Origin of the sequence: Dyella sp. (genome assembly GCF_035277725.1) — a bacterium.
Taxonomy (GTDB): Bacteria; Pseudomonadota; Gammaproteobacteria; order Xanthomonadales; family Rhodanobacteraceae; genus Dyella_B.
The window spans coordinates 1-8,725 of record NZ_DATEJY010000068.1; the positions used below are offsets into that span (position 1 = coordinate 1).

Below are 8,725 nucleotides of genomic sequence, written 5' to 3' on the forward strand. Positions count from 1 at the left end.
CGACCTGGTCGGCTTCTGCGCCCTCACCCACGACCTCGGCAAAGCGCTGACTCCCAAGGGCGAACTCCCGCGCCACGTCGGTCACGAACACCGTGGCGTAGAACCACTGCGCGTACTTGCCGCACGTTTAAAGGTACCCACCGAATACGCCGAACTTGCCGAACTCGTTTGCCGTGAACATCTCAACGTGCATCGCGCGTTCGAACTGAAGCCCGCCACGGTACTCAAGCTGCTGACCGCACTTGATGCGTTGCGCCGACCCGAGCGTTTGCAAACTTTTCTTGCTGCGTGCATGGCTGACAAGCGTGGCCGCCTTGGTCACGAAAAGGATGACTACCCTCAAGCCCCTTATCTGCGTCACGCACGTGATGTCGCAGCATCGATCACCTCAGTGCCTTTTGTTACACGGGGTTTGCAAGGTCCTGCCATAGGTGCAGCGATGGAGAAAGCACGCTTAGAGGTAATTGGCGTACTGAAAGACAGCCTTTCAACGGACTAACCCTTTTGCTCAGGGACGACATGTCAGATACAACCAAGCATCCTACCTTTCAACATCTCATCGTCGTGCTATGCCTGGCATGGTTGGCGCTGAATTTGCCCTTGCTGATAGGCAAGTCGGTCATGCCGTGGGATGCCATGGATGAGTTTTATCCCATTGTCTACTTCAATGCTCATAGTCTCCGACTTGGGCTTGCGCCTTGGTGGAACCCATATATCTATTCGGGCTATCCACAAATTGCCGATCCACAAGGCATGCTGTTTTCTCCCCTATTGATGGCATGGATGCTGCTGCGCGAAGCCCCCGGGCCCGTGTGGTTCAGCTGGGTGTACTGCTGCATCTCCTTATGGGCGGTGTTGCCATGCTCGCGTTTTTACGGCGAGACAAAGTCAACACCACCGGCGCCCTGATAGGGGCAACGGTATACATGGCCGGCGGCGTTGCTGCCTCCCGGCTCGAACACACTCCCATTGTCGTCGCTTACGGCCATGCGCCAGTCGTGCTGTTTTTTCTTCGGCATTTTCTTGAACAACCCAAGCTGCGGCGTGGTCTTCTGTGCGGCGTGGCCGCAGGTGCACTAGCCGTGCATCTGGTACAGGTCACTTATCTTTTCGTCTTGGCGTTGATCGCTTACGCCATGATCGGAACAGCATGTCAATGGAAGAACTACAGCAAGCCGGATCGCCGGCGATGGGTCGGGGGAATGGCCATTGCGTTAGCCTGCGCATTGGCACTTGCCCTTCCCCAATTGCTGTTCAGTTTGGCGTTCATGGGTATTTCCAATCGAGAGATGATGACCTTGTCCGACGCGGCAGGGGCCTCTTTGGATTCCCGCGCGCTCTTAAGCCTGCTAGCGCCCAATGCCTTGCACGCATTGCGCGGCACCTACCATGGTCCAGCCAGCTTGGTCGAGGCTTACCTATATATCGGCACCATCCCATTAATGGCCATGCTTGCCCTCACACGTGCATGGCAGGACCGTCAATGCAGGGCATCATTAGCATTCTTTGGCGCCATGGCGCTCGTCGCATGCCTGTACATGTTTGGCACCCACACACCGTTCTATTGTTGGCTCTATAGCTGGCATGCATCACTTTCGGCGACCCAGTGACGCTGCCTATTTGTTGAATTTTTCTTTAGCAATTATCGCTGGTATTGCCGTCAGTCGATTCAAACTGCAATCCCGCAAGGAAATCAGCATTCTTCTCCTTGCGGCTGCTTGCTGGCTAGCAGGCGCCAGCCTTAACTTGCGCGTGGAAAGCATGCGCTGGCAGACATTCACTCTGACGGCATCGGCCTGTGCAGCATTGGCACTTTGGCGCCTTCAAAAACCGGGAACCGAATGGCGCACAACGTTGTGGTTGCTGGCGATACTGATCATCGACTATCGATGTTTCAACTTGAACGGTCGCTTCAATCAGATGAGGAACACAGCACAACTGTTTCAAGATAATCAGATCGTCAGACTGTTGACCCAAAAGATTCACGAACGCCAAGAAGCCCTACCACCTCGCATCGAGACACGAAACACCTCTGTCCCATGGGACAACATGGTGGTTTTCCAAAATATATTGTCGACACAGGGCTACAATCCGCTGCGATACACCTTATACGAACAATGGTATGGTGCGCGCGAAAACAGCCTTGTCGCTGATCGATCGACGCCTTTCAACCCCACCATGGGTGGACCGATAAGCCGGCTTCTCGGAGCGAAGTATTTGATCATTGGCCATCGTGAAGTCACTTCCACACCGCAACCTCCTGACGACTACCAGCGCATTTTTTCAGACAAAGATACCGAGTTGTGGAGTACTGATCTAAGCTATTCACGCTTGCTCAATCCCACCCGTGCACACCTGCTGGCGCCAGGAGCTGCAGTGGACGCACCCTTGTTTGCAAGCTCTGATTTTCGAAACGTTCTTTTGCTGACGCCACGCGATCATGAAGATGCACGTACAGCCAGCGCACTTGTTTTAACCTGTAACGGGCAGGTAAACGCCTCAGTCGTCAGTGCAACACCGACGCAACAGCACATCCGCGTGCAGGCAAAAGACAACGGTTGGGTAGTAGTTAGCGAGCTCGACTTTCCGGGTTGGCAAGCCGAACTCGATGGAAAGACTATTCCTATCCATCGCGCCAACGGGATGTTCCGTGCCGTTTGCGTCCCTTCGGGCGAGCACGAGTTACGCTTTCGCTTTCATCCCTGGTCCATGGTCGCTTATGCATGGCAGCACGCTCATGGTTCGCCGGTGCTATAGCCGCCCACCCTGATCCGCCGCCAGCAACTCCGCAGGCAGCGGTAACGCCGGTAAGCCACGCGCCAACAGCATCGCCTGGAACCGCTCGCCCATCTGATCCGGCAACGTGAGTTTTTTCACCTGCTGAGCAAGACTGTAGCGTGCGGCATCATCAGCAGCGCGCTCGTAAGCGTGCTCGAAAACATCCTGCAATCCCGCGGCAATCAGGAAATGCGCTTGCGGCAAATACGCGGCAACACCAAAGCCTGCGCTGTTGCCAGCTTCGGCCAGGGCGGTGAAGTCGACGGAGGCGGTGAGGTCGTTGAGGCCCGGCAGGTGAAACGGATCGCTGTGCGCGCGATGGCGATAGTGCGCCATCAAGGTACCGTCCTGCCGTTCCGGCAAATAGTATTCGCGACGCACGTAGCCATAGTCGATGAACAGCATCACGCCTGCTTCGAGCGAGCCGGCGATGGCCTGCATCCAGTACGGCAATTGCGGGAGGATTTCCGAACGGTAGCCATCGTCGAAGTGGCGGCCCAGATCGCGTTCGACGTGCCTGACGGCGCCGGCAACCAGGGCATCGGCGGGACGATCGACGCGCATCAGGCGTGCCTCGCCATCGAGCGCAACGTATTCTTCGTAGACTTCGCCATGCCGCATTACGAAGCGCGTGGTCGGCAGCGCATCAATCACTTCGTTGGCGAACAGAATGCCGCGCCAGTTGTGCTCAGGCGGACGGTCGATCCACGCCACGCGCGCCATCACCTCTGCCGGCAACCCGGCCGTCAGCCGTTCTTGCTGGCGTTCGCGCAAGTCGGCGCTTGGTTCCAGGATCAGGTAGCGACGAGGCAGTACGCCGTTTTCGGCGAGCGTGAGCAACGCTGCTTCGGCGAATGAACCGCTGCCTCCACCAAGTTCAAGAAAATCCGCATCGCTGCCCAACATCGCCAGTACCGGTTGCACAGCGTGCACCACGCAACGCGCAAACAGCTCGCCAAGTTCCGGCGCGGTGACGAAATCGCCAGCCTCGCCGAACTTGGTCTTGCCCGCGCTGTAATAGCCCAGGCCCGGCGCGTAGAGACAGCGTTCCATATACTGCGAAAACGGTATCGGCCCATGCGCGGCAATGGTCTCGCGCAAGTGCTGCAACAGGCGTTCGGAATGGGCCAGCTCGTCGGCAGCGGGCTCGGGAAGGCGGGACGATTTGTGCATCATGGATGGGACGGTGCATCAGCCGGATTCGGCTTCAGCAACCAGCGCACGGCGAGCACGCCCAGTTCGTAAAGCACGCACATCGGAATGGCCAGCATGATCATCGAGGTGATGTCCGGCGGCGTCACCACCGCCGCGATGGCAAACGCGCCGACCACGGCGTAACGCCGGCCCTTGCGCAGCTTGTCGAGATCGACGATGCCTACTGCCGCCAGCACCACTACCGCCACCGGTACTTCGAAGCACAGGCCGAAGGCGAAGAACATCAGCATCACGAAATCGAGGTAATGCGTGATGTCAGTCATCATTTCCACGCCCTGTGGCGTGACGGCGGTAAGGAAGCGGAACGCGGCCGGAAGCACCAGGAAATAGGCAAACGCACAGCCGATGTAGAACAACACCAGCGCCGCCGCCAGCAGCGGCCGCGCCAGGCGCTTTTCGTGCTTGTAGAGGCCAGGACTCACGAAGGCCCACAGCTGATAGAGGATCACCGGCATGCTGATGAACAACGCGGCGTAGAACGCGAGCTTCAACGGCGTCACGAAGGGGCTCGCCACTTCGGTGGCGATCAGATGCGCGCCTTCCGGCAGACGGGACACCAACGGCGCTGCTAGCCAGGCATACAGGCGGTTCGCAAACGGCACCAAGGCTGCGAGCACCACGGCCAGGGCGAGGATCGCCTTGATCAGCCGCGAACGCAGCTCCAGCAGGTGCGAAAACAGACCTTGCTGCAGATCCATCTCGGGCTCAGGCGTTGCCATGCGGCGTTTCCTTCGGTGCATCCGCCTGCAGCAGATCCTTCTGCACGTCGGTGACGCTCTCGCGCACATCCGTGGCGGCGCTTGTCACCTGTTCGCGCGTCTCGCGAGCGGCCTTGTTCATCTCGGCCTGCATGGCCTCGGCGCGTGCCGCGGCTTCGCGCGCGGTGCGCTTGAGGTCTTCGATTTCCAGCTCGCGCTCCACCTCGGCCCGCACGCTGTCCCAGCCCTGGCGCAGGCGGCGCACCAGGGCGCCGGCCGTGCGGGCCGCGTGGGGAAGCTTTTCCGGGCCGAGCACGATCAGTGCGATCAGCGCCAGCAACATCAGCTTGCCGAGGCTGATCTCGATCATGGTGCTTACCTACGCGTACGCGCTTATTTGGATTCGGTGGAATCGCGCTGCTGATTGGCCGTGCTGCTGGCGCCGGGCGCCGGGTCGGCCTGCAGCTTTTCCTGCGCCTTGCGCTTTTCCTCGTCTTCGTCGCCCTGCATGGCTTTCTTGAAGCCGCGTACGGCGTTGCCGAGATCGGAGCCGACCCGCGTCAGCTTGCCGGTGCCGAACACCAGCAAAATGATGACGAGCAGAATCGCCCAATGCCAAATGCTGTCCAAACCCATGTCAAACCTCGTTGCGGAGTGTTGCCGGCCGCCTGCGGACGTGCAGGCGCCGACGTTCCGTCATGTGAAGAGCGCGCTCGCGCAGCCTTATCGCGCAGTGTACTCCTCCAGGGAGTCGCGGAAGCGCACGACCGCCGCCGGGACATTGCTCACCCCGCCTTCGAAGATGCGCCGGGGGGTGATGCCCTTGCCGTAGACCTGCTCGTTGGCGTCGTAATCGATCTTGATCACCGAACCGTCCAGCGCCACGCCCGCAAAGAGGCCACGGGCGCGGGAATAGGAATAGATCTCCGCCTTCAGCTGCTGATCGGTCGCCGCCGAGGCGGTACGGCCCACCGGACCGGCCGCCGCGGAGGCGTCCGCGCCGATCGTGAACTTGCCGTTGACGATGTTATCCACGCCGCGCTGCGTGCGGAACACCAGGATCACGTCCGTCTTGGACACGCCAATCTGGAAACCTACGCTGCCGCCCCCGAAGGAAATGAAGCTGGGGTTGGACCAGGTGCCGTCCGGATTCTTGACCGAGATCAGGCCCTCGCCGCGGCGCCCGCCGAACACGAAACCGACCTTCAACACGTCCGGGATCACCGCGATCGCCTTGGCATCGCGCAGCAGGTCGGTGGGAATGGATTTGTCCGGCGCCTGCTCGATCTCATTGAGCACGCGCACGGCACTCTGGGCGCGCTGCTGCGGGGTGTCGTCATCGGCGTGCGCGGCGGCTACGGGCAGCAGCAGTGCAAGGGCGACAAACGAAAGGCGACGCAATGCTTTGAACATGGATAGCTCCCGATTTGAATGACTCGATCGCGATCGCAAACGGCGGCCGTCGTGGCCACGTCATGCGAAAGGCTCATGGCGGCTTGTGGCAGACTTGGCCGGCTCGTCCGCTGCCCGCCACCATGCCAATTCATCACTATACCGGCCTTGCTGGCCAATCCTACGACCAACCTGCCCAGGCTGGCGTATTACTTGTGAACCTTGGCACACCAGACGCCCCTACGGCGCGCGCATTGCGACCGTATCTGGCGGAGTTTCTGGGTGATCCGCGCGTGATCGAATATCCGCGCTGGCTCTGGTGGCTGATCCTGCACGGCGTCATCCTGCGCATCCGCCCGGCGCGCTCCGCCCATGCCTATGCACGCGTGTGGACGCCGCAAGGCTCGCCGCTGCGGGTCGGCTCGGAAAAGCTTGCTACTGCACTGCAGACCAGGCTGAGCCAACTCGCCACCGGACCGGTGCGTGTAGCGCTGGCCATGCGCTACGGCGCGCCGTCGGTGCGCACGCAGATCGAGCAGATGCAGCGCGAAGGCGTACGCCGCCTGCTGGTGCTGCCGTTGTATCCGCAGTACTCGGGCACTTCGACGGGATCGGTCATCGACGCGGTTGCCGACACCTTCAAGCAACTGCGCTGGCCGCCGGAATTGCGCATCATCAATAGTTACCACGATGACGCCGGCCACATCGAAGCGCTCGCGCGATCGATCGAGCAGTGGTGGGCGATACATGGGCGCAGCGACAAGTTGCTGCTGTCGTTCCATGGCATTCCGCAGCGCTACGTGGCTGCCGGCGATCCGTATCTGCATCAATGCCAGACTACGGCGCGGTTACTGCGCGAGCGTCTTGGCTTGAGCGAAACACAGCTGATCATGAGCTTCCAGTCGCGCGTGGGTCGCGAGCCCTGGCTGCAACCGTATACGGATGAAACCGTCAGGCGCCTCGCCGGCGAAGGCGTGAAACGGCTGGACGTCGCCTGCCCCGGCTTCGCGGTGGATTGCCTGGAAACACTGGAAGAAATCGCCATGCAGAACGCCGAGTTTTTTACCAAAGCCGGTGGCGAAGCACTGCGCTACATCCCTGCGCTCAACGACGGTGACGAGCAAGTAACTAGTCTGGCGACGCTGATTTTGCGGCATGCCCAAGGATGGCCGGAGTTCTCAGCGAACGAAACGACATGAGCCAGCACGCCCACGCCAGTGCGCCGATCGAACAGCGCATCACGCTATCGCATCATCTCTCGCTTACGGCGTTGATGTGGGGTGACCAAGCAGCACCGCCGCTGCTGGCATTGCATGGCTGGCTGGACAACGCCGGCAGCTACAGCTTCCTTGCGTCGAAACTGGCCGAACGTTTTCGAGTGATCGCGCTGGAATTGCCGGGGCATGGCCATTCGAGCCATCTGCCGGCCGGCATCAGCTATCACTACGTCGACTACGTCAGCGCGGTGCTCAGTGCCGCCGATGCGCTGGGGCTTGAGCGCTACAGCTTGCTCGGCCATTCGCTTGGTGCGGGCATCGCCTCGCTCGCCGCTGCCGCGACGCCGCAACGGATCGATAGCCTGTTCCTGATCGAAGGGCTGGGGCCACTCGGCGACGATGGCTCCAACACCTTGCAACGTTTTCGCGATGCTTATGCCGCGCCCACCACAAGCGGCAAGTCATTGCGGTTATTTGCGAATGTCGATCAAGCGATCAGCGCACGCAGCATGGCCAGCGGCTTGCGCGCCGACCTGGCGCGGCCGATCGTGGAACGCGGGCTGCTCCAAGTCGAAGGCGGTTATCGCTGGCGCAGCGATCCGCGTTTGACGCGACCCAGCGCCGTACGGTTGGCCGAAGCGCAGATTCGCGCGTTGCTTGCCGGCATCAAAGCACCCACCTCATTGCTGCTTTCCACGCCGGTTACACCCTATTTGCCAAGCGCGATGATGGAAGCGCGTGCGCAGCTGGTGCCGCGTATTGATGTAGCGCATATGGACGGCGGACATCATTTGCAGTTGGAACATCCAAGTGCCGTCGCGGCATGGCTGTTACGGCATGCCGCGTAGGCTGGGATGACAATCCCAGCTTCTATTCCGACCTCTGCGCTGGGATTCTCATCCCAGCCTACGAGTTTCGCGTGCATGATGACCATCGAGGTCATCACGCCGAAATCGCCAACCGCTCCGACCGATACACCCACGCCGTGGCCACCATCGCCAGCAACGCGACGATCAAGCCAACAATCACACAACTGGCCATCTGCGTCGCGGTCACCTGTTCCCCACGCAGCAATTGCATGATGCCGACCTGCTGCCCAAGCAACGGCACGTAATACATCCAGTCGGCGATCTTCATCGGCGTCACGCTCAGCAGAATCGATGGAAAGACCGGGACCAGCATCAGCACGGATTGGTAAGACTGCGCTTCGCGATAACTCTTCGCGAATGCCGACACCAGCGTCTGCAGGCACGCCAGCAGCATCACCAGCGGCAGCATCAACACCACCACTTGCGAGGCAAAGGAAACGCCCAGGCTCATACGCATGCCAAGCCGCTCGATCGGAATCAGCTTGCCGCAGAAGCCGAAAGCCACCACGCAGATCAACAGGCTGACGAGCGAGAACGCACACGTCGCCGCCAGCTT

General features: G+C 60.4%; 10 protein-coding genes and 2 pseudogenes. 6 read left to right on the forward strand and 6 right to left on the reverse strand.

What is annotated here, in order from left to right:
* The 4 genes and pseudogenes from cca to VJR68_RS06560 all read left to right on the forward strand — a co-directional run.
* Nucleotides 1-499: pseudogene (gene cca / locus VJR68_RS06545) on the forward strand (multifunctional CCA tRNA nucleotidyl transferase/2'3'-cyclic phosphodiesterase/2'nucleotidase/phosphatase); the annotation flags it as partial.
* Nucleotides 500-519: 20 nt separating this feature from the next.
* Nucleotides 520-909, forward strand: coding sequence for a hypothetical protein (locus VJR68_RS06550; protein WP_324146865.1), 390 nt, complete (start codon nt 520-522; stop codon nt 907-909).
* A complete protein-coding gene (locus tag VJR68_RS06555) occupies nt 846-1,610 on the forward strand; it encodes a hypothetical protein (RefSeq protein WP_324146866.1) in 765 nt (254 codons plus the stop codon). The genes VJR68_RS06550 and VJR68_RS06555 overlap by 64 nt, the downstream gene beginning before the upstream one ends.
* Nucleotides 1,585-2,757, forward strand: a complete 1,173-nt coding sequence (locus VJR68_RS06560) for a YfhO family protein (protein ID WP_324146867.1) — start codon at nt 1,585-1,587, stop codon at nt 2,755-2,757. Before VJR68_RS06555 ends, VJR68_RS06560 begins: the two co-directional genes overlap by 26 nt.
* Here VJR68_RS06560 and VJR68_RS06565 read toward each other — a convergent pair.
* From VJR68_RS06565 to VJR68_RS06585, 5 genes are all read right to left on the reverse strand, one after another.
* Nucleotides 2,752-3,951: a class I SAM-dependent methyltransferase gene (locus tag VJR68_RS06565; protein WP_324146868.1), complete on the reverse strand. Its 1,200-nt coding sequence runs from the start codon at nt 3,949-3,951 to the stop codon at nt 2,752-2,754. The two genes, VJR68_RS06560 and VJR68_RS06565, sit on opposite strands and share 6 nt — an antisense overlap.
* Complete coding sequence (tatC, locus tag VJR68_RS06570; protein ID WP_324146869.1) at nt 3,951-4,712, reverse strand: twin-arginine translocase subunit TatC; 762 nt, start codon at nt 4,710-4,712, stop codon at nt 3,951-3,953. The genes VJR68_RS06565 and tatC overlap by 1 nt, the downstream gene beginning before the upstream one ends.
* Nucleotides 4,699-5,061: a Sec-independent protein translocase protein TatB gene (gene tatB / locus VJR68_RS06575; protein WP_324146870.1), complete on the reverse strand. Its 363-nt coding sequence runs from the start codon at nt 5,059-5,061 to the stop codon at nt 4,699-4,701. The genes tatC and tatB overlap by 14 nt, the downstream gene beginning before the upstream one ends.
* A 23-nt stretch (nt 5,062-5,084) precedes the next feature.
* Entirely contained in the window at nt 5,085-5,327 is a 243-nt protein-coding gene (tatA, locus tag VJR68_RS06580; RefSeq protein WP_324146871.1) for a Sec-independent protein translocase subunit TatA, read from the reverse strand.
* 87 nt (nt 5,328-5,414) lie between these two features.
* Complete coding sequence (locus tag VJR68_RS06585) at nt 5,415-6,104, reverse strand: lipid-binding SYLF domain-containing protein (protein ID WP_324146872.1); 690 nt, start codon at nt 6,102-6,104, stop codon at nt 5,415-5,417.
* 122 nt (nt 6,105-6,226) lie between these two features.
* Here VJR68_RS06585 and hemH point away from each other — a divergent pair, with 122 nt between their 5' ends.
* Complete coding sequence (gene hemH / locus VJR68_RS06590) at nt 6,227-7,282, forward strand: ferrochelatase (protein WP_324146874.1); 1,056 nt, start codon at nt 6,227-6,229, stop codon at nt 7,280-7,282.
* Nucleotides 7,279-8,148 carry an alpha/beta fold hydrolase gene (locus VJR68_RS06595; RefSeq protein WP_324146873.1) on the forward strand — a complete coding sequence of 290 codons (870 nt, stop codon included), beginning with the start codon at nt 7,279-7,281 and terminating at the stop codon, nt 8,146-8,148. The genes hemH and VJR68_RS06595 overlap by 4 nt, the downstream gene beginning before the upstream one ends.
* A 94-nt stretch (nt 8,149-8,242) precedes the next feature.
* On the opposite strand, the pseudogene VJR68_RS06600 reads toward VJR68_RS06595, so the two are convergent.
* Nucleotides 8,243-8,725, reverse strand: a pseudogene (locus tag VJR68_RS06600) (ABC transporter permease); the annotation flags it as partial.

What these genes read in the sequence shown, in the direction of transcription:
- VJR68_RS06585 (WP_324146872.1), bottom strand. Translation starts at nt 6,104, where the DNA reads ATGTTCAAAGCATTGCGTCGCCTTTCGTTTGTCGCCCTTGCACTGCTG.
- tatC (WP_324146869.1), bottom strand. Translation starts at nt 4,712, where the DNA reads ATGGCAACGCCTGAGCCCGAGATGGATCTGCAGCAAGGTCTGTTTTCG.
- VJR68_RS06560 (WP_324146867.1), top strand. Translation starts at nt 1,585, where the DNA reads ATGCATCACTTTCGGCGACCCAGTGACGCTGCCTATTTGTTGAATTTT.
- hemH (WP_324146874.1), top strand. Translation starts at nt 6,227, where the DNA reads ATGCCAATTCATCACTATACCGGCCTTGCTGGCCAATCCTACGACCAA.
- VJR68_RS06555 (WP_324146866.1), top strand. Translation starts at nt 846, where the DNA reads ATGGGCGGTGTTGCCATGCTCGCGTTTTTACGGCGAGACAAAGTCAAC.
- VJR68_RS06550 (WP_324146865.1), top strand. Translation starts at nt 520, where the DNA reads ATGTCAGATACAACCAAGCATCCTACCTTTCAACATCTCATCGTCGTG.
- tatB (WP_324146870.1), bottom strand. Translation starts at nt 5,061, where the DNA reads ATGATCGAGATCAGCCTCGGCAAGCTGATGTTGCTGGCGCTGATCGCA.
- tatA (WP_324146871.1), bottom strand. Translation starts at nt 5,327, where the DNA reads ATGGGTTTGGACAGCATTTGGCATTGGGCGATTCTGCTCGTCATCATT.
- VJR68_RS06595 (WP_324146873.1), top strand. Translation starts at nt 7,279, where the DNA reads ATGAGCCAGCACGCCCACGCCAGTGCGCCGATCGAACAGCGCATCACG.
- VJR68_RS06565 (WP_324146868.1), bottom strand. Translation starts at nt 3,951, where the DNA reads ATGCACAAATCGTCCCGCCTTCCCGAGCCCGCTGCCGACGAGCTGGCC.